This is a genomic window from Micrococcus endophyticus (assembly GCF_014205115.1).
Classification (GTDB): Bacteria; Actinomycetota; Actinomycetes; order Actinomycetales; family Micrococcaceae; genus Micrococcus; species Micrococcus endophyticus.
Map to the genome: position 1 here is coordinate 419,019 of NZ_JACHMW010000001.1, position 20,110 is coordinate 439,128.

At 76.5% G+C, this 20,110-nt stretch carries 22 protein-coding genes; 14 read left to right on the forward strand and 8 right to left on the reverse strand.

Translation table 11 applies throughout. The features are described from left to right. Positions 1 to 7: 7 nt before the first annotated feature. On the reverse strand, positions 8 to 808 hold the full coding sequence (locus HDA33_RS01995; RefSeq protein ID WP_246416847.1) for a LysM peptidoglycan-binding domain-containing protein: 801 nt from the start codon (positions 806 to 808) through the stop codon (positions 8 to 10). Positions 809 to 965: 157 nt separating this feature from the next. Between HDA33_RS01995 and HDA33_RS02000 the strand changes: the two genes are divergently transcribed. Continuing rightward, a complete protein-coding gene (locus tag HDA33_RS02000) occupies positions 966 to 1,523 on the forward strand; it encodes a hypothetical protein (RefSeq protein ID WP_184170391.1) in 558 nt (185 codons plus the stop codon). Positions 1,524 to 1,632: 109 nt separating this feature from the next. Here the strand turns inward: HDA33_RS02000 and HDA33_RS02005 are convergent, their stop codons facing one another. Next, entirely contained in the window at positions 1,633 to 1,857 is a 225-nt protein-coding gene (locus HDA33_RS02005; protein WP_184170395.1) for a helix-turn-helix domain-containing protein, read from the reverse strand. Between the two features lie 230 nt (positions 1,858 to 2,087). Here HDA33_RS02005 and HDA33_RS02010 point away from each other — a divergent pair, with 230 nt between their 5' ends. Genes HDA33_RS02010 through HDA33_RS02020 form a run of 3 tightly spaced genes read left to right on the forward strand, consistent with a single transcriptional unit; the run spans position 2,088 to position 6,006 of the window. Continuing rightward, entirely contained in the window at positions 2,088 to 2,738 is a 651-nt protein-coding gene (locus HDA33_RS02010) for an SAF domain-containing protein (RefSeq protein WP_158492529.1), read from the forward strand. Next, entirely contained in the window at positions 2,735 to 4,528 is a 1,794-nt protein-coding gene (locus HDA33_RS12595) for a CpaE/TadZ family protein (protein WP_338104222.1), read from the forward strand. The genes HDA33_RS02010 and HDA33_RS12595 overlap by 4 nt, the downstream gene beginning before the upstream one ends. Continuing rightward, positions 4,498 to 6,006: a sensor histidine kinase gene (locus HDA33_RS02020; protein ID WP_184170398.1), complete on the forward strand. Its 1,509-nt coding sequence runs from the start codon at positions 4,498 to 4,500 to the stop codon at positions 6,004 to 6,006. Before HDA33_RS12595 ends, HDA33_RS02020 begins: the two co-directional genes overlap by 31 nt. 75 nt (positions 6,007 to 6,081) lie before the next feature. On the opposite strand, the gene HDA33_RS02025 is transcribed toward HDA33_RS02020, so the two are convergent. Then, positions 6,082 to 6,330 carry a WhiB family transcriptional regulator gene (locus HDA33_RS02025; RefSeq protein ID WP_002854852.1) on the reverse strand — a complete coding sequence of 83 codons (249 nt, stop codon included), beginning with the start codon at positions 6,328 to 6,330 and terminating at the stop codon, positions 6,082 to 6,084. Between the two features lie 367 nt (positions 6,331 to 6,697). Here HDA33_RS02025 and HDA33_RS02030 point away from each other — a divergent pair, with 367 nt between their 5' ends. After that, the gene (locus tag HDA33_RS02030) at positions 6,698 to 7,171 is read left to right on the forward strand and encodes a hypothetical protein (RefSeq protein WP_184170401.1); all 474 of its coding nucleotides are present in this window, start codon (positions 6,698 to 6,700) and stop codon (positions 7,169 to 7,171) included. A gap of 105 nt (positions 7,172 to 7,276) precedes the next feature. On the opposite strand, the gene HDA33_RS02035 is transcribed toward HDA33_RS02030, so the two are convergent. Further along, entirely contained in the window at positions 7,277 to 7,648 is a 372-nt protein-coding gene (locus tag HDA33_RS02035) for a DUF1844 domain-containing protein (RefSeq protein WP_158494420.1), read from the reverse strand. A gap of 294 nt (positions 7,649 to 7,942) precedes the next feature. Between HDA33_RS02035 and infC the strand changes: the two genes are divergently transcribed. The 4 genes from infC to HDA33_RS02055 all read left to right on the forward strand — a co-directional run bounded on the left by infC (position 7,943) and on the right by HDA33_RS02055 (position 10,804). Further along, the gene (gene infC, locus HDA33_RS02040; protein ID WP_338104224.1) at positions 7,943 to 8,992 is read left to right on the forward strand and encodes a translation initiation factor IF-3; all 1,050 of its coding nucleotides are present in this window, start codon (positions 7,943 to 7,945) and stop codon (positions 8,990 to 8,992) included. A gap of 103 nt (positions 8,993 to 9,095) precedes the next feature. Next, positions 9,096 to 9,290, forward strand: coding sequence for a 50S ribosomal protein L35 (gene rpmI, locus HDA33_RS02045; RefSeq protein WP_158492533.1), 195 nt, complete (start codon positions 9,096 to 9,098; stop codon positions 9,288 to 9,290). A gap of 89 nt (positions 9,291 to 9,379) precedes the next feature. Continuing rightward, positions 9,380 to 9,766, forward strand: coding sequence for a 50S ribosomal protein L20 (rplT, locus tag HDA33_RS02050; protein WP_158492534.1), 387 nt, complete (start codon positions 9,380 to 9,382; stop codon positions 9,764 to 9,766). A 138-nt stretch (positions 9,767 to 9,904) separates the two neighbouring features. Next, complete coding sequence (locus tag HDA33_RS02055; RefSeq protein WP_184170404.1) at positions 9,905 to 10,804, forward strand: TrmH family RNA methyltransferase; 900 nt, start codon at positions 9,905 to 9,907, stop codon at positions 10,802 to 10,804. 146 nt (positions 10,805 to 10,950) lie between these two features. Here the strand turns inward: HDA33_RS02055 and HDA33_RS02060 are convergent, their stop codons facing one another. Both HDA33_RS02060 and HDA33_RS02065 read right to left on the reverse strand, forming a co-directional pair. Next, positions 10,951 to 11,220: a GlsB/YeaQ/YmgE family stress response membrane protein gene (locus tag HDA33_RS02060; protein WP_017489561.1), complete on the reverse strand. Its 270-nt coding sequence runs from the start codon at positions 11,218 to 11,220 to the stop codon at positions 10,951 to 10,953. A gap of 155 nt (positions 11,221 to 11,375) precedes the next feature. Further along, positions 11,376 to 12,683, reverse strand: a complete 1,308-nt coding sequence (locus HDA33_RS02065) for an MFS transporter (RefSeq protein ID WP_246417006.1) — start codon at positions 12,681 to 12,683, stop codon at positions 11,376 to 11,378. 63 nt (positions 12,684 to 12,746) lie between these two features. Here HDA33_RS02065 and HDA33_RS02070 point away from each other — a divergent pair, with 63 nt between their 5' ends. Then, positions 12,747 to 13,259: an NUDIX domain-containing protein gene (locus HDA33_RS02070; RefSeq protein WP_184170407.1), complete on the forward strand. Its 513-nt coding sequence runs from the start codon at positions 12,747 to 12,749 to the stop codon at positions 13,257 to 13,259. A gap of 51 nt (positions 13,260 to 13,310) precedes the next feature. On the opposite strand, the gene HDA33_RS02075 is transcribed toward HDA33_RS02070, so the two are convergent. After that, positions 13,311 to 14,399 (reverse strand): Rv2578c family radical SAM protein, encoded by a 1,089-nt coding sequence (locus tag HDA33_RS02075; RefSeq protein ID WP_184170410.1) that lies wholly within the window; start codon positions 14,397 to 14,399, stop codon positions 13,311 to 13,313. 82 nt (positions 14,400 to 14,481) lie between these two features. Here HDA33_RS02075 and HDA33_RS02080 point away from each other — a divergent pair, with 82 nt between their 5' ends. Then, positions 14,482 to 15,153, forward strand: a complete 672-nt coding sequence (locus HDA33_RS02080; RefSeq protein ID WP_184173716.1) for a pyroglutamyl-peptidase I — start codon at positions 14,482 to 14,484, stop codon at positions 15,151 to 15,153. Between the two features lie 20 nt (positions 15,154 to 15,173). On the opposite strand, the gene HDA33_RS02085 is transcribed toward HDA33_RS02080, so the two are convergent. Then, positions 15,174 to 15,644 carry a hypothetical protein gene (locus HDA33_RS02085; protein WP_246416848.1) on the reverse strand — a complete coding sequence of 157 codons (471 nt, stop codon included), beginning with the start codon at positions 15,642 to 15,644 and terminating at the stop codon, positions 15,174 to 15,176. An 86-nt stretch (positions 15,645 to 15,730) separates the two neighbouring features. On the opposite strand from HDA33_RS02085, the gene pheS reads away from it, so the two are divergent. The 3 genes from pheS to HDA33_RS12600 all read left to right on the forward strand — a co-directional run bounded on the left by pheS (position 15,731) and on the right by HDA33_RS12600 (position 20,076). Beyond that, the gene (gene pheS, locus HDA33_RS02090) at positions 15,731 to 16,813 is read left to right on the forward strand and encodes a phenylalanine--tRNA ligase subunit alpha (RefSeq protein ID WP_184170413.1); all 1,083 of its coding nucleotides are present in this window, start codon (positions 15,731 to 15,733) and stop codon (positions 16,811 to 16,813) included. Positions 16,814 to 16,816: 3 nt separating this feature from the next. Beyond that, the gene (pheT, locus tag HDA33_RS02095) at positions 16,817 to 19,393 is read left to right on the forward strand and encodes a phenylalanine--tRNA ligase subunit beta (RefSeq protein ID WP_184170416.1); all 2,577 of its coding nucleotides are present in this window, start codon (positions 16,817 to 16,819) and stop codon (positions 19,391 to 19,393) included. A 287-nt stretch (positions 19,394 to 19,680) separates the two neighbouring features. Then, positions 19,681 to 20,076 (forward strand): 4'-phosphopantetheinyl transferase family protein, encoded by a 396-nt coding sequence (locus HDA33_RS12600; protein WP_246417007.1) that lies wholly within the window; start codon positions 19,681 to 19,683, stop codon positions 20,074 to 20,076. Positions 20,077 to 20,110: the final 34 nt, after the last annotated feature.

Genomic DNA, 20,110 nt, shown 5'->3' on the forward strand with positions numbered 1-20,110 from the left:
CGGGGCGTCATGGCCGGCCCTGCTGGGGTGCGGCGTGGGGGCTGAACACCGGGGCCGTGAGGACGGTGCCCGGGAGCAGCAGGTGCGGATCGTCGCCGATCACCCGCCGGTTGGCCTCGTGCCAGCGGCGCCAGCGGGCGTCGATCTCCCGCGGGGTGGCGTCCGGGCCGAGCTCGGCGGCGGCGATGTCCCAGAGGCAGTCCCCGCGGCGGACGGTCACGGTCGGCCGGTCCGAGAGGTCCCGGGCGGCGCTGGCGCCGGGCGGTGCCGGGACGGGCGTCCGCGGGGTCCACCCGGCCTCGGGCACTGCGGCGGGCGCCGACGCCGTCGTGGAGGCGGGTGCGGCGTGGGAGACGGCCCAGCCGGCGACGGGCACGGGGCCGACGGCGGGCTGCTCGGCCCAGGCGGCCGGGGCGGCCAGCATGTGCGCCCCGAGGACGGCGCCGGCCACCCGGCCCAGCAGCGCGGGGGTCAGCCGCGCACCGAGCCGGGCGAAGCCGGGACGTCCGATGCGCCGACCCACGGTCGCGAGGACCAGGCCGAGCAGGCCCACGGCCCACCAGGCGACCAGGCCGAGGCCGGCGATTCCGGCGCCCAGCCCGAGCAGGCGCACGAGCTCGGACGAGGCGGCGCCCTCACCGGGCTCCAGCAGGGCGGCGGCGCCGATGAGCAGGGCCGGCGCCGCCAGGGCCAGGACCACCAGGCCCGCCGCGTCCACGGCGTCCACCCGGTGACCGTCCGCCCGGGGGCCGTCCGCCTCCGGGAGTGCTGCCCGGCCCCGGCGGGCCGGTTCGGTGATGCGCTGCATGACGTCCCCTCCTGCGCGTCGCGTCGGTGTGGTCCCCGTGACCTCACCGGTGTCGATGGTCACAGTGAACTGCAAGGCATGGATGGATGTCAACAGTGATGTTTGATGATGTTTGATCATCGTCGACGCAGAGTCGGCCTGCTCCTAAGCTGGCCGCATGCGGTGGGACGGACTCTTCGACGATCTCGAGGCCCGGTGGGCCGACCTGGGCTGGCGCCAGAGCGAGGCGGAGGCGGCCGAGCTGACGCGCGCCGAGTGGATGGCACTGACCCTGGCCGACCGCCTCCGCGGCGAGCGGGGGAGGCCGGTGCGCCTGCACTTGGCCTGGGGCGAGGCCCTGGACGGCGTGCTGCACGCAGTGGGGGAGGACTGGGCGGGGCTCCACCTGAGCGGGGGCGGCTCCGCGGTGGTGCCGCTGCCCGGCGTCGCGGCCGTGGAGGCCGGGCTGCACCGGGCCGTGACCGCGCCCACCGGCCCCGCGACGGGGCTGGGAGCGGTGCTGCGGGGGATCGCGCGCGAGCGCGTGCCCGTCGTCGTCACGGGGACCCGGGGTGCGACGCTCGTGGAGGGCACGGTGGACCGGGTGGGGCGGGACCACCTCGACGTGTCCCGCCACCCGCGTGACGAGGCGCGGCGGGCCGCGGCCGTGCGGGGCCGCCTCGTGGTGCCCTTCACCGCGCTCGGCGTGGTCCGGACGGCCTCGCGGCTCGCCTGAGCCGGCACGGCCGGCGCGGGGTCGACGGGTCAGCGGCGCAGCAGGCCAGCGACGCAACTGGTCGGCGACTCGACCGGTCGGCGACTCGGCCGGCCGGTGGCCCGACTGGTCAGCGGCTCTTGGCGTCGGCCTCGGCCCACTCCTGGACGCGCGCCCGGGTGGCCTGGCGCTGCCGGTCCACGTACTCCTGGAGCCAGGACTCCTCGATGCGCCACTGCCCGCGGCCGCCCACCTGGATGGCCTGCAGCTCGCCGGAGCGGATGAGGGCGCGCGCGGCCTGCCCGGAGATGTTCAGCGTCTCCGCGACGTCGGTCAGGGTGAGGAAGCGCTGCACGGTGCTCCTTCGGCGGCTCGGCACGGGCGGGGAGGGCCGGGGCGGCGCCCCGGCGTGGACCCATTCAACCCCGAGACGGGCCCCGTCCGACACTTTTCCACACCTGCGCGCCGGACCGGGGGCCGGGCGGCCGCGCTGGCTACCCTGGATGCAGCGCGGAGGGGGCCGGCACCGACGGGGTGCCGGGGCCGCGCCGGCCCGGCCGGGCCGGTCCGAAGGGGGAGCATCCGGTGTCCACATCCACGTCCGCATCCGCTGAAGGCGGCCGCCTGCGCCGCCCGCGCTGGCGCGATCCCCGGCTGCTGGTCGGGCTCGTCCTCGTCCTCGCCTCGGTCGCCGGAGTCGTCGCGCTCGTCGCCTCCTCCCAGCGGACCTCCGCCTACTGGGCCGCCGCCGTGGACCTGCCCCCGGGCACGCCGCTCGAGGCGGGCCAGCTGCGGGCCGTGGAGGTCAACCTCGCCGACGCGGAGGGGAAGTACCTGGCGGCCGCCCCGGACTCGGCGCCGTCGGGCCGGATGGTCGCGAGCACGGTGCGCGCCGGGGAGCTCCTGCCCGCCGCCGCCCTGGTCGACGCCGACCCCGAGGGACGGCGACCCGTGGGCGTTCGCCTCCGCGAGCCGCTCGCGGGCGGCGTCGGGGTGGGGGACCGGGTGGACGTCTGGGTGGCGATGCCCGCCGAGGGCGGCCGCGGCCACGCCGACCCCGAGCGGCTCGCCGAGGCCCTGGAGATCGCCGAGGTGGCCACGGAGCAGGGCTCGATCGGCGGATCCGGGGAGACCCGCGTGCAGCTGCTCGCCCCCGAGGCCACGCTGCCGCGTGTGGTGGACGCCCAGGTGAAGGACGCCCGCATCACGCTGGTGCCCGCCCACGGGGTGCGGTGACCGTGCGGATCGCGCTCGCCACCACCGTCCTGCCCGGCCTCGACCACATCGGGCCGCTGGAGCGCCATCAGACGCGGATCACCGTGGTCCGGCGGGCCGAGGACCTGGCCGAGCTGCTGGCGATCGCCCGGTCCGGCCTGGTGGACGCCGTCCTCGTGGCGGGCGCCACCGAGGCCGTCACCGGGGCGTTCCTGGAGGAGCTCGCCCGGCTGCCCCGGCCCGTGGGCGCGGCCGCGATCAGCGAGGTGCGCGCCGAGCGCCGTCGGCTGCGGGCGCTCGGGGTGCCGTGCGTCCGGGCCGACGCCGGGCCCGAACCGCTCGCCGCCGCCGTCGTGGAGGCCGCGCTCGCGGCGGCCGAGGGGCGGCGTGCCCGCGCCGACGCCATGGCGGAGGACGAGGACGGCGAGGACCCCGTCGACGGTCTGGACGGGATCGAGCTGACCTACGGGGTGCTCGACGACGGCCCCCGCCTCGGCCCGCCCCTGCTCGGAGGGGACCCGGAGCGGTCCGCGGCGAGCGCCGCGCGGCCGGGGGCGGGCGCCGGCGACGAGGCCGTGGACGACGGCCGACGCGGCGGCCGGGCGGGGGACGACCTCGTGCCGGCCGACGCCGCCCAGGGCGGTGTCACCCGGGACGGTGTCGCGCAGGACCGCGCGCAGGACGGCTCCGCTCCGGGCTCCGCTCGGGACGACGCGCAGGACTCCGCGGCGTGGGACGCCGATGCGGCGGGCCGGTCCGTGCCGGACGTCGACCGCCCCGACCCGCGGGACCCGAACGGCGACGCGGCGGAGCACGCCGAAGACCGGCCGGACGTGGAGGCCTCCGGGACGCCCGGGGACGCGCGCGTCATCGCGGTGTGGGGGCCCACCGGCGCCCCCGGACGCACGACCGTCGCCGTGAACCTGGCGGCCGAGCACGCCGTCGCGGGCCGGAGCACGCTGCTGGTGGACCTGGACACGTACGGCCCGTCGGTGGGCGCGCACCTCGGCCTGACTGAGGAGTCGGCGGGCGTGGCCCGGGCGATCCGGCGCGCCGACCACGGGCCGCTGGGCCCCGCGGACCTGGAGGCCGCGGGCGTGCGCGTCCGCGTCGCCGGCGCCGAGCTCACCGTGCTGACGGGGCTGACCCGCGTGGACCGCTGGCCCGAGCTGCGCCCCGCCGCCCTCACATCCCTGCTGGCCGCCGCCCGGGAGCGCTGGGAGCGGGTGGTGGTGGACGTCGGGTTCGGCCTGGAGCAGGACGAGGAGCTCTCCTTCGACGTCCCGGCGCCGCAGCGCAACGGCGCCACCCTGGCGGCGCTGGCCGCCGCGGACGAGGTCCTCGCCGTCGGCGGCCCGGACGCCGTCTCCCTGCCGCGGCTCGTCCGGGGCACCGAGGAGCTCGCCGAGGCGGCCCCCGAGGCCCGGCTGCGCGTGGTGGTCAATCGCCTGCGCCCCGCGGCGGCGGGCGTCTCTCCCCGGTCCCAGGTGGAGGCCGTCTGGTCCCGCTACGCGTCCGCCGGCATCCCGCTGGCCGCGTTCCTGCCGTGGGACCCCGCGGCGGCCGACCGCGCCCTGCTCGGCGGCCAGGTGCTCGCCGAGGCCGCCCCGAACAGCGCCCTGCGCCGGGCGCTGGCGGAGCTGGCCGACGTCGACCCGCGCGGGGCCCGCCGGACCGGGCGCCGCCGTCGCCCGACCGGGCAGGGGCCCGCCGGCGCCGCGCGACGACACCCGCAGGACGAGGGCGCGGCGCGGCCCTCCCGCCGCCGTACCCTGATGCCATGGTCAGCTCGCTCGCGCAGGACCCCCTGACGTCCCACCCGGACCTGGCGGACGAGGACCGCTCGTGGCTGCAGCTCCTGGTGGGGGACTGGCAGCTCGTGGCGGACCTCGCCCTCGCCGACCTCGTGCTGTGGTGCCCCGCCCCGCGGCCGGACCCGGCCGAGGGCTTCGTCGCGGTCGCCCAGGTGCGCCCGTTCACCGCCCCCACGCTGTTCCACCGGGACATCGTGGGCTCGCGCGCCCGCGCGGACCTGCGCGCCGTCGTCGCGAGCACGTGGTCCGGCGGGGAGCGCCCCGAGGGCGCGGGCCCGGTCGAGACGCCGGACGGCACGCTGCAGGTGCGGCTGTGGCCCGTGGTGCGGCGCGGCCGGGTGGTGGCCGTCCTGTCCGCGCACGGCGATCCCAACGGCCGGCCCTCCCGCTCGGTGATCGAGGAGAACTACATCCGCACGGCGGACAGCCTGCTGGACATGATGCAGCACGGGCGGTGGCCGGCCCCCGAGGAGTCGGCGGGCCTGTGGGCCGGCGGCACCCCGCGCGTCGGCGACGGCCTCGTGGTGCTCGGCCCGGACTCTGTGGCCCGGTTCACCAGCCCCAACGCGGTCTCGGCCCTGCGCCGCCTGGGCATCGCGGCCACCCTGGAGGGGCACCGCCTCACGGACGTGCTCGCGGGGACGGACGCCGCCCGCCAGCCGAGCGAGGAGGGCACCTGGGCGGTGCTCACGGGCCTGCGGGCCGGGCGCCGCGAGGTGCAGTCCCGGGGTGCGTCCCTCACGGTGCGCTCCGTGCCGCTCCTGGGCCCCGCCGGCTGGCACGGGGCCCTCCTGCTGCTGCGCGACGTCACCGAGCTGCGCCGCCAGGAGCAACGGCTGGTCTCCAAGGACGCGACGATCCGCGAGATCCACCATCGCGTGAAGAACAACCTCCAGACGGTCGGCTCCCTGCTGCGCATGCAGGCCCGCCGGACCTCCTCGCCGGAGGCCGATCGCGCGCTGCGCCAGGCGATGCGGCGCGTGGACACCATCGCGCTCGTGCATCAGACCCTGAGCGAGGAGATCGACGGGCAGGTCCCCGTGGACGACCTGCTCAAGCGTCAGTTCCGGCTCGCCGTGGAGGTCTCCGGCGACGGGCGGCCCCTCGAGGCGGCCGCCTCGGGGGAGTTCGGGGAGCTGCCCTCGCACGTGACCACCCCGCTCGCGCTCGTGCTCAACGAGCTCGCCGCCAACGCCGTGGAGCACGGCACGGCCCCGGCCGGCGGACGGGTGGAGCTGCACGCCGAGCGCGAGCTCACGCCCGCCGGATCGGTCCTGGTCGTCTCCGTCACGGACGGCGGGTCCGGCGTCCAGGACGGCTGGTCCCCGGGGGAGTTCCAGCCGGCCGCGGACGGGGCGGGGCTGGGGCTGCGAATCGTCCAGACGATGGTGGAGGGGGACCTGCGCGGCACCCTGCGGTGGGAGCGGCTGCCCGACGGCGGCACGCGGGTGGTGCTGCGCATCCCGACCGCCTGATCCGGGCCGGGCAGGACGAAGGCCCCGCCGAGTGATCGGCGGGGCCTGTCCGAGGGGCTCCGAGACGGCGGGGCGTCAGGAGGCGCGGCGGGCGCGCGCGGCGCGGCGCTTCATGGCCCGGCGCTCGTCCTCGCTCATGCCGCCCCAGACGCCGGAGTCCTGCCCGGACTCCATGGCCCACTTCAGGCACGTGTCCACGACCTCGCACGAGCGGCACACGGCCTTGGCCTCCTCGATCTGCAGGAGGGCCGGGCCCGTGTTGCCCACGGGGAAGAAGAGCTCCGGATCCTTGTCCAGGCAGGCTGCCTTGCTACGCCAATCCATCGGTCCGCTCACTTTCTGTCGGGAAGCCGGAGCCCGGAGGCGCCGGTGGTCGCGGCCTCCACCGGCGGCGGGTCCGGGGGACCGGCGCGGGCGACGCGCGGCACAGCCGGAACGGGAGGGCGACCCTGGTCATTGCAACGGGGACCGCCTTCATGCGAATGCGGCCCCCGGAAATCTCTTGCGTGTCATCCTCGCACGGCCCCCGCGCGGGAACAAGAGGGGTGCTGGTCCGCGCCCGGCCTGCGGCGTGAGTCATTCGTCACACCGACCTCGGTCTTCTCGGCGGGCCCGGGTCCGCCGGCCGCGGCACGACCGCCGCCCGACGTACCGTGGAGTCACGTCCGCGCTCCCGAGGAAGAGGCACCCCATGGCGCAGTCCCGCCGCCCCGATCCCGTCGATCCCCGCGAGGCCCCAGCCGCTCCCGCGCCGGAGGGCCCCCGCACGGGCGGCCGCGCGCCCGTCGCCGCGCTCGTGGTGGCGGCCGCGCTCGCGCTGCAGGCCGCCGCCCTGCTCTGGCTCGCCGGCGACGCGATCGCGCACCTGGGGGACGGGGTGCTGCCCGCCGGGGCGCGGGTGATGCTCATCGTGATCTACGTGCTGCTGGGCCTGTGGGTCCTGGTGACGTCCGTGGCCCTGCTGCGCGGCCGGGCATGGAGCCGGGGCGCCGCCACCGCGGTGCAGCTCTTCGGCGTCCTGCTCTCCTCCTGGCTGTTCAGCGTGGGGGAACCGGTGGTCGGCGGCGTGCTGCTCGCCGTCTCCGGCATCGCCCTGGTCACCCTGTTCTCGCGGCCGGTGACCGCCCACCTGTCCTCGGCGGCGCGGGAGCCCTCCGCCGAGTGACCGGTGCGGCCCCCGAGCCCCCGGCCCCGACGACGACGGCGCGCCCGCTGCGGACAGGGGGCGCGCCGTCGTCGTGGTGCGGGTCCGCCGCGCGGACCGCGCGGGTCAGTTGACCGGGCCGGTGAACTTCTCGCCGGGGCCCTTGCCCGGGGCGTCCGGGAAGGGGGAGGCCTCGCGGAAGGCCAGCTGCAGGGAGCGGAGCCCGTCGCGCAGCGGACCGGCGTGCTGGCTGCCGATCTCGGGGGCGGCCGCGGTCACCAGGCCGGCGAGGGCCGTGATCAGCTTGCGCGCCTCGTCGAGGTCCACCAGCTCGCGGGCGTCGGGGGAGTCGGCCAGGCCGCACTTCACGGCGGCGGCCGTCATGAGGTGCACGGCGGTGGTGGTGATGACCTCCACCGCGGGGACCTCGTGGATGTCGCGGACCTCCGCGGGGGAGTCCTGGTCGTTGGCGTCGTGGGCCTGACGTTCGTCTGTCATGGTGGTAAGCTTCCCATAGACCACTCCTGGTCTGCGCCCGTTGCGTCCTCCGGTGAACCCGGCGGCCGGCGGACATGGCCCGGGAGCAGCAAAGTGGAGGCCTCTCTCCCACCCGCGTCAGCAGCATGTCCGGTTCGCCCCGGGCCGAGTTGCCGGGTCACCGGTCGGGACGATCGCCCTCGTGGCGCGCGTCCTGCGCCGAGGGTCCCGCCCGTCGGGATCGTGTCGAGGCCTCCGTCCGCGTCCACGCGGGGAGGCCTTCCTCATTTCCGGGGGCCTGTCCGGCGGACGCGGGTGAACCCGTCGCCTCAACACAGGAGTAGCACCATCAGCGATCCCCGCATCAACGAGCGTATTCGCGTTCCGGAAGTCCGCCTGGTCGGTCCGAACGGCGAGCAGGTCGGCATCGTCCGCGTCGAGGACGCCCTCCGTCTCGCCGCCGAGGCGGACCTGGATCTCGTGGAGGTGGCCCCCACGGCCAAGCCTCCGGTGTGCAAGCTGATGGACTTCGGCAAGTACAAGTACGAGGCCGCGGTCAAGGCTCGCGAGTCGCGCAAGAACCAGGTGAACACGGTCCTCAAGGAGGTCCGCTTCCGCCTGAAGATCGACAAGCACGACTACGAGACCAAGACCGGCCACGCCAAGAAGTTCCTGAGCCAGGGCGACAAGGTCAAGGCCATCATCCAGTTCCGCGGCCGTGAGCAGCAGCGCCCCGAGCTCGGCATCAAGCTGCTCCAGCAGTTCGCCGAGGACGTGGCGGAGCTGGGCACCGTGGAGTCGCAGCCCCGTCAGGACGGCCGCAACATGGTGATGGTCATCGGCCCGCTGCGCACCAAGGCGGACGCCCGTGCGGACCAGCGCAAGAACTCGGAGGACAGCCACCGTGAGCGTCAGGGCGGCGGCTCGCGCCGCGACCAGGCCGCCCGCGAGGCCAAGGCGCGCGCCGCCGAGAAGGCCGCGGCCAACGCCGCCCCGGTGAAGAACTCGGTCGGGGACGCGTTCCCGGAGCAGCTCAAGGCCATGGCGGCCCGCACGCAGGAGTCCGCTCCCGCCGCGCCGGCCGCCTCCGTCGAGCCGAAGCAGGCGCCGAAGGCCCCCGCGAGGCCGGCGGCCAAGGCCGCGCCGAAGCAGGCACCCAAGGCCCCGGCCAAGCCGGCGGCTGCGGCGAAGCCCGCCGCGAAGCCGGCGGCGGCTCCCAAGCCCGCTGCGGCGTCGAAGCCGGCGTCCTCAGGCAAGCCGGCCGCTCCGGCGTCGGCCCCCAAGCCGGCGGCGAAGCCCATGCCGGCTCCGCCGAAGCCCGTAGCCCCGCGCGGCGGCGCCCCCAAGCCCGGCCCCCGGGCCTGACCCCTCGGGGTCGCACCAGACCAGCCCGGTCCGCACGGACCGGGTGACCAGCACTGCCGCGTGCGCCGCGCACGGCAGCGATGAGTGAAGGAGAACGGCAGCCATGCCGAAGATGAAGACCCACAGCGGTGCCAAGAAGCGCTTCCGCGTGACCGGCTCCGGCAAGATCATGCGCCAGCAGGCCAACCGCCGCCACTACCTGGAGCACAAGTCCTCGCGGCTGACCCGCCGCCTGAAGGGCGACAAGCTCGTCTCCAAGGGCAGCCTGAAGCAGATCAAGCGGATGCTCGGCATCTGATCATCCCTCCGGCCCTGCCGGAACCCCCTCCTTCCCGGCTGTGACGCGCCAGTCCGCGCCCCGGGGACCACACAGATTGGAGTACGCACGTGGCACGTGTGAAGCGGGCAGTGAACGCCCACAAGAAGCGTCGGACCATGCTGGAGCTCGCCTCCGGCTACCGCGGTCAGCGGTCTCGCCTGTACCGCAAGGCGAAGGAGCAGATGCTCCACTCGTTCACCTACAACTACCAGCACCGCCACAAGCGCAAGGGTGACTTCCGTCGCCTGTGGATCACCCGCATCAACGCGGCCGCCCGCGCCAACGGCATGACCTACAACCGCTTCATGCAGGGCCTGAAGCTGGCCGGCGTCGAGGTGGACCGCCGCATGCTCGCCGAGATCGCCGTCTCGGACGCCGCGACCTTCGCCGTGCTGGTGAAGACCGCCCGCGAGGCCCTGCCCGCGGACGTCAACGCCCCCGCCGCCTCCCGCTGAGCCGGCCCAGGGACCCCCGGGTCCCCGCCACGTGTCAGACGTGGACACCGCCGCCGACGGGGCGGGCCCTCCGATGAGGAGGCCCGCCCCGTCGGCGTCTGCGCACCCGCGCCCCGCCGAACCCGACCAGGAGAGCCCATGACCCCGCCCGCCGAGCCGCTGACCCACCCCCGCGCCGAGCGCGTCCGCGCCGTCGCCGCCCTGGCCGGCCGGCCCGCGCGACGCCGGACCGGCACGTTCCTGGTGGAGGGCCCGCAGGCGTGCCGCGAGGCGCTGCGCGCGCACCTGGGGGAGGGGCCGGCGGGCGCGGCGCGGCAGTGGCCGGCCGGTCGCGTCCTCACCCAGGTCTACGTCTCCGCCGGGCTCGCCGAGCGGGACCCGGACCTGGCCGCCCTCGTGGAGCGGGTGGCCGACGGCGGGCCCGGCGGCGGCGAGCAAGTGTTCGTGCGGGAGGCCTCGGACGAGGTGCTCACCGCCATGGCGGACGCCGTGACGGGGCAGGGGATCGTGGCCGTGGCCCGCATCCCGGAGCAGCCGCCGCTGGCGCAGGTCTTCGAGGGTGCGGCGCTGGCGGCGGTGCTGTGCCGGGTGCAGGACCCGGGCAACGCCGGAACGGTGCTGCGCGCCGCGGACGCCGCCGGCGCGGACGCGGTGGTGCTCACCGCCTGGTCCGTGGACCCGTTCAATCCCAAGGTGGTGCGCTCCACCGCGGGCTCGCTGTTCCACCTGCCCGTGCTCACCGGCGCGGAGGCGGCCGCCGTCGCGGATGCGTCCCGCGGGGCCGGCCTGCAGGTGTGGGCGGCCGACGGCTACGGCGACGACCGCCTCGACGCGCTCGCCCCGGAGACGACGGCGGCGCCCACGGCCTGGCTGTTCGGCAACGAGGCGCAGGGACTGGATGAGGCGGAGCTCGCCCTGGCGGACCGCCGGGTGGCCGTGCCGCTCTACGGCGCCGCGGAGTCTCTGAACGTGGGGACGGCGGCCACCGTCTGCCTCTACGCCTCGGCCATGGCGGCCGCGGTCCGTCGGGACGGCTGATCCGGCCGCCGGGCTCGCGCGGCGCCGTCCGTGATCGGCGTGCGCGTGGCCGGTCGTGGGGGAGCCGGGCATGCGGAAAGGGCGGGGATCCGTGAGGATCCCCGCCCTTTCAAGCGGTCCCGGCCGAAGCCGGGTCACGTCTCAGCTCAGACGCGGGTGCCGCGACGGCCGGTGATGGCCTGCCAGATGAAGGCCACGATGACACCGCCGATGATCGCGAAGATCCAGGTGGCGAGGTCGAAGAAGCCGTCGTTGGTGGAGAAGCCCATCAGGCGGCCGATCCAGCCGCCCAGGAGGGCGCCCAGCACACCGGTGATGAGAGCGCCGAGCCAGCCGGTGCCCTGACGGCCCGGGAGGATGGCGCGAGCGATGGCGCCGGCGATGAGACCGAGGACGATCCAAGCGATGAAGCCCATGATGATGTTCCTTTCAAGTGCGAACTCTGACTTACGGGAAAGAAGCTAGCAAGGGGTTTCGCGGAAGCGCCACCTCTGATCTCCCGACTTTCCGGGGTTCCTGTCCTCTGTGCACAAGGCCACAGCAGGGGGGCGGCCGGCGGCTCGTGCCGCGCTCAGCGGGCGTCGGCCGCCGTCGCCGCCGAGGTCGGGGAGGCGCGTCGCACCAGCATGAACGCGAGGACCAGGCCCGCGAGGGCGATGGCCGCCCCCACGAGCGGGGGCGTGCGCAGGGAGGCGCCCGCCCCGATCGCCGCGGCCCCGACCCAGGCGCCCATCGCGTTCGCCATGTTGAGGGCGGAGTGGTTCAGGGAGCCGGCCAGCTGCGGCGCGCCGGGGGCCGAGTCCACGAGCAGCACCTGCAGGGAGGGGGCGATCCCGGATCCGCTCACGGCCACGCAGAACAGCAGGAGGACCATCACCGGCGCCCACTGGGCGGTCAGGCCCACGGCCAGGAGGGAGACGGCGCTGAGCCCGAAGCTCAGGCGCAGGGTGCCCACGGGGTCGCGGTCCGTCAGGGCGCCGCTCACGAGCGTGCCCACGACCATGCCGATCCCGTACAGGGCGAGGACGGCGGGGACCCATCGCTCGTCCAGGCCGGCCACCTCGGTGAGCAGCGGGGCGATGTAGGTGTAGAGGGCGAACATCCCGGCGAAGCCGATCACGCCCACGGCCACCGTGGCCCAGAGCCGGCCGGAGGCCAGGCCCCGCAGCTCGCGGCGCACGGACGCGCCCGCGGGGGCGGGGACCGGCGGCACGAGCCACGCGGTGGCGGCCACGCAGGCGAGCGCGCAGGCGGCGACGATCACGAACATCCAGCGCCAGCCGGCGGCCTGGCCGATCGCCGTCGCGGCCGGCACGCCCACCACGTTGGCCACGGACAGGCCCGCCATCACCCACGCGACGGCCTGACCTCGCCGCGCGGGCCCCGCCAGGTCGGCGGCGGCGAGGGCGGCGGCGGAGAAGTAGGCGCCGTGGGGCAGCCCGGAGACGAACCGCGCGGCCATCATGGTGGCCGTGTCCGGGGCGAGGAACGCGCCCGCGTGGCCGACGGTGAACAGCAGCATCAGCACGATGCCGGTGGTCCGCCGGTCCACCCGGGCGAACGCGGCGGCCAGCAGCGGGGCGCCGACCACCACTCCGAGGGCGTACATGGAGATGAGCACGCCGCCGGCCTCGAGGCCGATGCCGAGGTCCGCCACCGCCTGCGGCAGCAGGCCCATGATGGCGAACTCGGTGGTGCCGATCGCGAAGCTGCCGAGGGCGAGCGCGAGGATCGCCGGCAGCAGCCGGACCCGTCGCCCGCCCAGCAGGGCCTGGGGTCCCACGGCGCCGGCGGCCGGGGAGCCCGCGGCGCCGGCCGGGTCGGGGCGGGCGGGCATGGACGGGGACGCGGCGGGGTCGCCGGAGGCGGGGCTGGGCATGGGCACCGGCCCAGCCTACGGACCGGGTCCGGGAGCGCGGCGCGCCGTCGCTAGCCTGGGCCCATGACTTCTGCCACATCCCCGTCCGCCGGGACTGCCTCCCGCCCGACGACACCCCGGGGCCCCGGAGCGCGGTCGCGGCTCGTGGTGGGGCTGGCGCTGCTCGACGACGCGGCGGCGCCGAGCCGCTTGCTGGCCGCCCGGCGCAGCGCCCCCGCCGTGCTGCGAGGCCTGTGGGAGTTCCCGGGCGGGAAGGTGGAGACGGGGGAGGGCCCGCGGGAGGCGCTGGCCCGGGAGGTCCGCGAGGAGCTGGGTGTGGCCGTGCGGCTCGGCGCCGAGGTGCCGTCCCCGGACCCGGAGGGGTGGGAGCTGGCCAACGGGGCCCGGATGCGCGTGCTCTGGGGCGTCCTCGCCGAGGAGGGGGCCGAGCCGGCCGCCCTCGAGGACCACGATCTGCTCGCCTGGGTGCCCCTGTCCGGGGCCGGCGCGCACCACCTGGACTGGATCCCCGCGGACCGCCCGATCGTGTCCGCCGTGGTGGCGGGGGCGGCCACGGCCTTCGCCGCCGCGCCCTGAGCCCTGAACACTGAGCCGCCGATCGGCGGGCCGACGCCGCGGCGCGGGATCTCAGAACAGCGCCGGCTGGGCGGGGGCCGCCGGGGCCGGGACGGCCACGGGCGTGGAGCGCGGGACGGGCCGGGCGACGGGCCCGTCCTCGCGGCGGATGCCGTGGGCGCCCCCGCGGGTCAGCCCGTGTCGGGCGGCGGCCTCGCCGGCCGCGCGGGCCAGCGTGCGCCGGTAGGACTCGGGCGCGTAGGCGGAGCGGGCGTACATCTGCTCGTAGCCGGCCAGCAGGTCCGGGTGCTCCTGCCGGATCCAGCGCAGGTACCACTCCTTCGCGCCGGGGCGCAGGTGGAGGGCGCCGGGCATCACGCGGGCCGCCCCCGCCGCGGCGAGGGCGCGCATGAGCGCGTCGAGGTCCCGGTCCCCGTCCGTGAGCCAGGGCAGCAGGGGCATGGCCATCACGGTGACGTCCGCCCCCGCGGCGGCCAGGCGCTCGATCAGGCGCAGGCGAGCGGCCGGGGACGGGGTGCCGGGCTCCACGGCGGCGGCGACCGTGGGGTCGAGCATCGCCAGGGACAGGGACACCTGCACGGGGACGCTGCGCGAGGCGGCCTGCAGCAGCGGCACGTCCCGCGCCAGCAGCGTGCCCTTGGTGAGCACGGAGAACGGGGTGCCGGAGTCCGCGAGCGCCTCGATGATCCCCGGCATGAGGGAGTACCGGCCCTCGGCCCGCTGGTACGGGTCCGTGTTGGTCCCCAGGGCCACGGCCTCCCGGCCCCACGTGGGCCGGGCCAGCTCGGCGCGGAGCACCTGGGCCACGTTGACCTTCACCACGATCTGCCGGTCGAAGTCCTCGCCCGCGTCCAGGTCGAGGAAGGAGTGGGTGCTGCGCGCGTAGCAGTAGCGGCACGCGTGCGTGCAGCCGCGGTACGGGTTGACGGTCCAGCGGAACGGCATGGCCGAGGCGGCGGGGACGGCGTTGAGCGCGGTCTTGGCCAGCACCTCGTGGAACGTCACGCCGGCGAACTCGGGCGTGGTGACGCTCCGCTGCAGGTCCGAGAGCGGCAGCAGGGCGGCGGAGCCGGCCGGTGTGCCGGCCGCCTCCCGCTGGGCTCCGCTCTCGGACCGCAGGGTCTGCGCTTCCCATCGCATGCCCAAAAGTAGAACACATGTTCGAGTACGCCCGCAAACGTGTTCGATCCCGGGCGTGGCGTGGCCCGCCCCGCCCGCTACCGTGGTCGCCATGACGACCCCCGCCTTCGCGTCCGCCGTCCGCGTGCTGCTCACCGGCTTCGAGCCGTTCGGCGGGGACGGGCACAACCCCTCGATCGTCGCCGCCCGCGACGCCGTGGCGCTCCTGGCGGAGCGGGGGGTGGCCGCCGAGGCCGTGGAGCTGCCGTGCGCGTTCGCCGCCGCCGGCCCCGCACTGGCCGCCGCCCTCGAGCGGACCCGGCCCGAGGCGGCGGTCGCCGTCGGACTGGCCGGCGGGACGGGTGCCGTCCGGGTGGAGCGGATCGCCGTGAACCTGCAGGACGCCCGCATCCCGGACAACGCGGGGGACCAGCCCGTGGACCGCCCGGTGCGCGCCGAGGGCCCCGCCGCCCACTTCGCCACCCTGCCGGTGAAGCGCGCCGTCGAGGCGGTTCGGGCGGCCGGCGTCCCGGCCGAGCCGTCGCTCTCGGCCGGCGCGTTCGTGTGCAACCACGTGATGTACGCGCTGCTGGACGCCCCGGGGACGGCCCGCGCCGCCGGCTTCGTGCACGTGCCGTGGGACCTGGCGCATCGCCCGCAGCCGGACACCCCGGCCCTGCCGGCCGAGGACCTCGCCCGCGCGGTCGCGGAGGTCGCGCTCGTGGCCCTCGAGGGCGGCGCCGACCTCGACGTGCCCGGCGGCACCCTCCACTGAGGCCCCCTGCGGCGCCCGCCTCAGCGGCGCCGTCGGGGTCCGCGGCGCACGGGCCGCTCGACGTACCCGCCCAGCACCAGCCCGGCGCCGCGCTCGAACGGGTTGCGGGAGGCTGGGTCCCCGGTCCGCCAGGACGACCACGCCGCCGCCGCGGCGTACGCCGGCAGGAACGGCAGCCCCAGCATCCCGGCGTACTGGGCCGCGTGCCCGGCCTCGTGCCGCCACAGGTCCTCGGTCATCCGCAGTCCGGGCCGGGTGAACACCACGTCGCCCACGGTGAAGGCCGCGCCGCCGGGGAAGGAGTGCCGCCAGCCGCGGGCCTCGATCAGCCCGTGCGGACCGGGCCGCAGCGCGCAGCCGCTGACGACGGCGCCCACCAGCCCCAGCGGCGTGGACAGGTTGACGAGGTTCCACAGGCCCCGGGCGCGGGTGCGCCGGCGCAGGGGCGGGGGCCCGGCGCCCACGCCGGCGGGGGAGTCCGGGGCGGTCATGCGCCTCAGCCTAGGCCTGACGCGTCCGGCGCGGACACTAGACTGGCGGGCGTCCCACCGTCCCCCATGCGAAGGTCGTTGCCCCGATGACACCCAGCCCCGAGACCGGCGCGGAGCCCACGGCGCCCGCGGCGGAGATCTCCCCCGTGGACGCGGAGGCGGTGGACGCCGCCGTGCAGGACGCGCTCGCCGCGTTCGACGCCGCGGCCGACCTGGACGAGCTCAAGGCCGCCCGCCTGGCCCACACCGGCGACCGCGCCCCCCTGACCCTCGCGAACAAGGGGATCGGCGCCCTGCCCAAGGAGCGCAAGGCCGAGGCCGGCAAGCTCATGGGCGGCGCCCGCGGCCGCCTGAACAAGGCCCTGGCCGCCCGCACGGAGGTGCTCGAGGCCGAGCAGGCCGAGCGCATCCTGCGCGAGGAGACCGTGGACGTCACCGCGGCCGTCCGCCGCCGCCGCGTGGGCGCTCGCCACCCGCTGTCCCTGACGATGGACCGCGTGTCCGAGATCTTCGTGGGGATGGGCTGGGAGATCGCGGAGGGCCCCGAGCTCGAGTCCGAGTGGTTCAACTTCGACTCCCTGAACTTCGCCCCGGACCACCCGGCCCGCGAGATGCAGGACACCTTCTTCGTGGAGCCCTCCGAGGCCCACCTGCTGCTGCGCACCCACACCTCCCCGGTGCAGATGCGCTCCCTGCTCGAGCGCGGTGCGCCCACCTACGTGCTCTGCCCGGGCCGCACCTTCCGCACGGACGAGCTGGACGCCACCCACACCCCGGTGTTCCATCAGTTCGAGGGCCTGGCCGTGGACCGCGGGCTGACCATGGCCCACCTGCGCGGCACCCTCGAGTACTTCGCCCGGCAGATGTTCGGCGAGGAGGCGGCCATCCGCCTGCGCCCGAACTTCTTCCCCTTCACGGAGCCCAGCGCCGAGCTGGACATCTGGCACCCGGGCGCCAAGGGCGGGCCCCGCTGGATCGAGTGGGGCGGCTGCGGCATGGTCCACCCGAACGTGCTCCGCGCCGCCGGCCTGGACCCGGAGGAGTTCTCCGGCTTCGCGTTCGGCATGGGCGTGGAGCGCACGCTCATGTTCCGCAACGAGGTCCCGGACATGCGGGACATGATCGAGGGCGACGTCCGCTTCTCCCAGCACTTCGGAATGGAGGTCTGATCCATGCGCATCCCCCTGGACTGGCTGCGGGAGTTCGTGCCCGTGCCCGCCGAGCATCGCGCCGAGGACGTCATGGCGGACCTCGTCCGCGTGGGCCTCGAGGAGGAGGACGTCCACCGACCCTCCGACGAGCTGCGCGGCCCGATCGTCGTCGGGCAGGTGCTCTCCAAGGAGCCCGAGCCCCAGAAGAACGGCAAGACCATCAACTGGTGCACCGTCCGCGTGGTGCCCGAGGGCGCCGAGCAGACGCTCACCGGCGAGGGCATCGACCCGAGCGGCGTGCAGGGCGTGGTCTGCGGCGCCCACAACTTCGAGGTCGGGGACAAGGTCGTCGTGACCCTGCCCGGCGCCGTGCTGCCCGGGGACTTCCGGATCAGCCCGCGCAAGACTTACGGCCACGTCTCGGCCGGCATGATCGCCTCGGTGCGCGAGCTGGGCATTGGCGACGACCACGACGGCATCCTCGTGCTCTCCACCCTCGGCCTGGACCCCGAGCCCGGCACGGACGCCCTCGAGGTGCTGGACCTGCAGGGCGAGGCCGCCGAGATCAACGTGACCCCGGACCGCGGCTACGCGTTCTCGATGCGCGGCGTGGCCCGCGAGTACGCCCACGCGACGGGCGTGCCGTTTACGGACCCGGCCGCGGCGCTCACCCCGCCCGCCGCGGACGACGCCGGCCACCCGGTCCGGATCGCCGACGACGCCCCGATCTACGGCGCCCCCGGCGCCACGCGCTTCGTGGCGCGCACGGTCTCCGGCGTGGACGCCTCGCGTCCGACGCCGCCGTGGATGGCGGCGCGCCTGCGCCTGGCCGGCATCCGCTCCATCTCCCTGCCCGTGGACATCTCCAACTACGTGATGTGGGAGCTCGGCCAGCCGCTGCACTTCTACGACGCGCAGAAGCTCGCGGGCGAGATCGTGGTCCGCCGGGCCCGGGCGGGGGAGACCCTGCGCACCCTGGACGACAAGGAGCGCACGCTCGACCCCGAGGACCTGCTCATCACCGACGACTCCGGGCCCATCGGCCTCGCCGGCGTCATGGGCGGGCTGGCCACCGAGGTCACGGACGCGACCACGACGATCGTCATCGAGTCGGCGAACTTCGACCCCATCTCGATCGCCCGCACCCGCCGTCGCCACCGCCTGCCCTCCGAGGCCTCGAAGCGCAACGAGCGCGGCGTGGACTGGGAGATCGCGGACGAGGCGGCCGAGCGGGCCGTGCAGCTGCTCGTGGAGCTGGCCGGCGGCACCGCCGAGCCCGGCGTCACGGACGTCGGCACGCGCCCCGAGCCGGCCGTCGTCGAGATGGCCGCGGACTTCCCCACGGCCCTGGTGGGCGTGGAGTACACCGCGGACGAGGTCGCCGAGACCTTGCGCGCCCTGGGCGCGCAGGTGGAGGCCGCCGAGGCCGCCGACGGCGCCGCCCCCCGCCTGCGCGTGACCGCGCCCTCGTGGCGCACCGACCTGCGGATCCCCGAGGACCTCGTGGAGGAGGTCGCGCGCCTGCGCGGCTACGACGCGATCCCGTCCGTGGTGCCGGTGGCCCCGCCCGGGCGCGGCTTCACCCGCCGCCAGGCGCAGCGCCGCCGCGTGTCCGCCGCGCTCGCGGCCGCCGGGCACACCGAGGTGCTCGCCTACCCGTTCGTCTCCGCGGAGCAGAACCGCCGCTTCGGCGTGGACTCCGAGGAGCAGGGCGTGGCGCTGGAGATGGTGGCCCTGGCCAACCCGATCTCCTCGCAGTACCGGTACATGCGCCTGTCCCTGCTGCCCGGGCTCGTGGAGATCGCGCGCCGCAACCTGGGCCGCGGGTTCCGCGACCTCGCCCTGTACGAGGCGGGCCTCGTGTTCCTGCCCGGCACGCAGCTGGGCTCCGCGTCCATCCCGCCGCGCGCCGCGCACCCGGCCCCGGAGGTCCTCGCCGACCTCGAGGCCGGGATCCCGGCCCAGCCGTGGCGCGTGGCCGGCCTGTACGCCGGCCACGACTCGGCGCCCGGCCCGGACCACGCCCCGCGCCCCGTGGACTGGCAGGACGCCGTCTCCGGCGCCCTCGCCGTCGCCGACGTGCTCGGCGTCGAGCTCGCGGTCCGCCAGGGCCGCCACCACGCGTTCCATCCGGGCCGCGTGGCCGAGCTCGTCGTCCTCGGCGAGCGCGGGGACCAGGTGGTCGGCGTCGCCGGCGAGCTGCACCCGCAGTGGCTCGAGGCCGAGGATCTGCCCGCGCGCACCAGCGTGTGGGAGCTGGACCTCGACGCGCTGTGCGCCGCGGCCCCGCCGGCCGTGGTGGCCGCGCCGCTGTCCACGTACCCGATGAGCACCCAGGACGTGGCGCTCGTGGTGGAGGAGGCGGTCGTCGCCGGCGACGTGCGCGCGAGCCTCGCCGAGGGCGCGGGCGAGCTGCTGGAGTCCGTCGAGCTGTTCGACGTCTACCGCGGCCCCGGGGTCCCCGAGGGGAGCAAGTCGCTCGCGTTCTCGCTGCGCTTCCGCGCCCCGGACCGCACCCTCACCGCGGAGGAGGCCTCGGAGGCCCGGGCCGCGGCGACGGCGCTCGCCGCCCAGCGGCACGGGGCGGTCCAGCGCTGACCCCGCACCCCGCCGTCCGCGCCGGGATCCCCGGCGCGTGGGGCCTGACGTCGGCCGTCCCCGCTGAGGCGGGGGCGGCCGACGCCGCGTCCGGGGCCATCCTCGGACAGGTTGCGGCGGCGCTCGGCCGGCTCTGGGACGAGCCGGTCGGCCCCCTCGCGCTGGAGCGCCGCTGCCCGGGGTGCGCCGGCACGGACCACGGGGCCCCGCGGCTGCGGGGGCTGCCGGCCGGCCGGCGCGCGCTCGTCTCGTTCTCCCGAGTCACGGATCCGCGCACCGGCGTCCGGCTGCGGGTCGGCGCCTGGTGGGCGCCGGGCGGCGACGGTGACGGCGCCGAGGACGCTGCGGGGCCCGACGACGGTCCCGCCGCCGCGCAGGGCCTCGGCCTCGACGTGGAGCGGGTGGACGCGCCCGCGTTCGCCGATCCTGGCGCGCTCGGCGAGGTCGGCTTCTCGCCGGCGGAGCGCGGGTGGGCGGCCGCGCTGCCGCGGTCCGAGCGGCCCGCGGCGCGGGCCCGGCTCTGGACGCGCAAGGAGGCGCTCGTGAAGGCGGCCGGCACCGGCTTCACGGGGGACCCGGCCGACGTCGCCGCGCTGCACCCGCCGCCCGGCGTCGTGCTCCTCGACGTGGCCGCCGGGCTGCCGGACGGGATCGTCGGCTCCGTCGCCCTTCGCCGCGCCTGAGGGCCGCGCCGCCGCTCCGGTCCGGAGGGTCGCA

Bases quoted from the DNA above. Each gene is read 5' to 3' on its own strand.
- HDA33_RS02000 (WP_184170391.1), top strand. From the start codon at position 966: ATGCGGTGGGACGGACTCTTCGACGATCTCGAGGCCCGGTGGGCCGAC.
- HDA33_RS02065 (WP_246417006.1), bottom strand. From the start codon at position 12,683: ATGCCCAGCCCCGCCTCCGGCGACCCCGCCGCGTCCCCGTCCATGCCC.
- HDA33_RS02070 (WP_184170407.1), top strand. From the start codon at position 12,747: ATGACTTCTGCCACATCCCCGTCCGCCGGGACTGCCTCCCGCCCGACG.
- HDA33_RS02055 (WP_184170404.1), top strand. From the start codon at position 9,905: ATGACCCCGCCCGCCGAGCCGCTGACCCACCCCCGCGCCGAGCGCGTC.
- HDA33_RS02075 (WP_184170410.1), bottom strand. From the start codon at position 14,399: ATGCGATGGGAAGCGCAGACCCTGCGGTCCGAGAGCGGAGCCCAGCGG.
- pheT (WP_184170416.1), top strand. From the start codon at position 16,817: ATGCGCATCCCCCTGGACTGGCTGCGGGAGTTCGTGCCCGTGCCCGCC.
- HDA33_RS02035 (WP_158494420.1), bottom strand. From the start codon at position 7,648: ATGACAGACGAACGTCAGGCCCACGACGCCAACGACCAGGACTCCCCC.
- pheS (WP_184170413.1), top strand. From the start codon at position 15,731: ATGACACCCAGCCCCGAGACCGGCGCGGAGCCCACGGCGCCCGCGGCG.
- HDA33_RS02085 (WP_246416848.1), bottom strand. From the start codon at position 15,644: ATGACCGCCCCGGACTCCCCCGCCGGCGTGGGCGCCGGGCCCCCGCCC.
- rpmI (WP_158492533.1), top strand. From the start codon at position 9,096: ATGCCGAAGATGAAGACCCACAGCGGTGCCAAGAAGCGCTTCCGCGTG.
- HDA33_RS01995 (WP_246416847.1), bottom strand. From the start codon at position 808: ATGCAGCGCATCACCGAACCGGCCCGCCGGGGCCGGGCAGCACTCCCG.
- HDA33_RS02030 (WP_184170401.1), top strand. From the start codon at position 6,698: ATGGCGCAGTCCCGCCGCCCCGATCCCGTCGATCCCCGCGAGGCCCCA.
- HDA33_RS02020 (WP_184170398.1), top strand. From the start codon at position 4,498: ATGGTCAGCTCGCTCGCGCAGGACCCCCTGACGTCCCACCCGGACCTG.
- HDA33_RS02025 (WP_002854852.1), bottom strand. From the start codon at position 6,330: ATGGATTGGCGTAGCAAGGCAGCCTGCCTGGACAAGGATCCGGAGCTC.
- HDA33_RS02060 (WP_017489561.1), bottom strand. From the start codon at position 11,220: ATGGGCTTCATCGCTTGGATCGTCCTCGGTCTCATCGCCGGCGCCATC.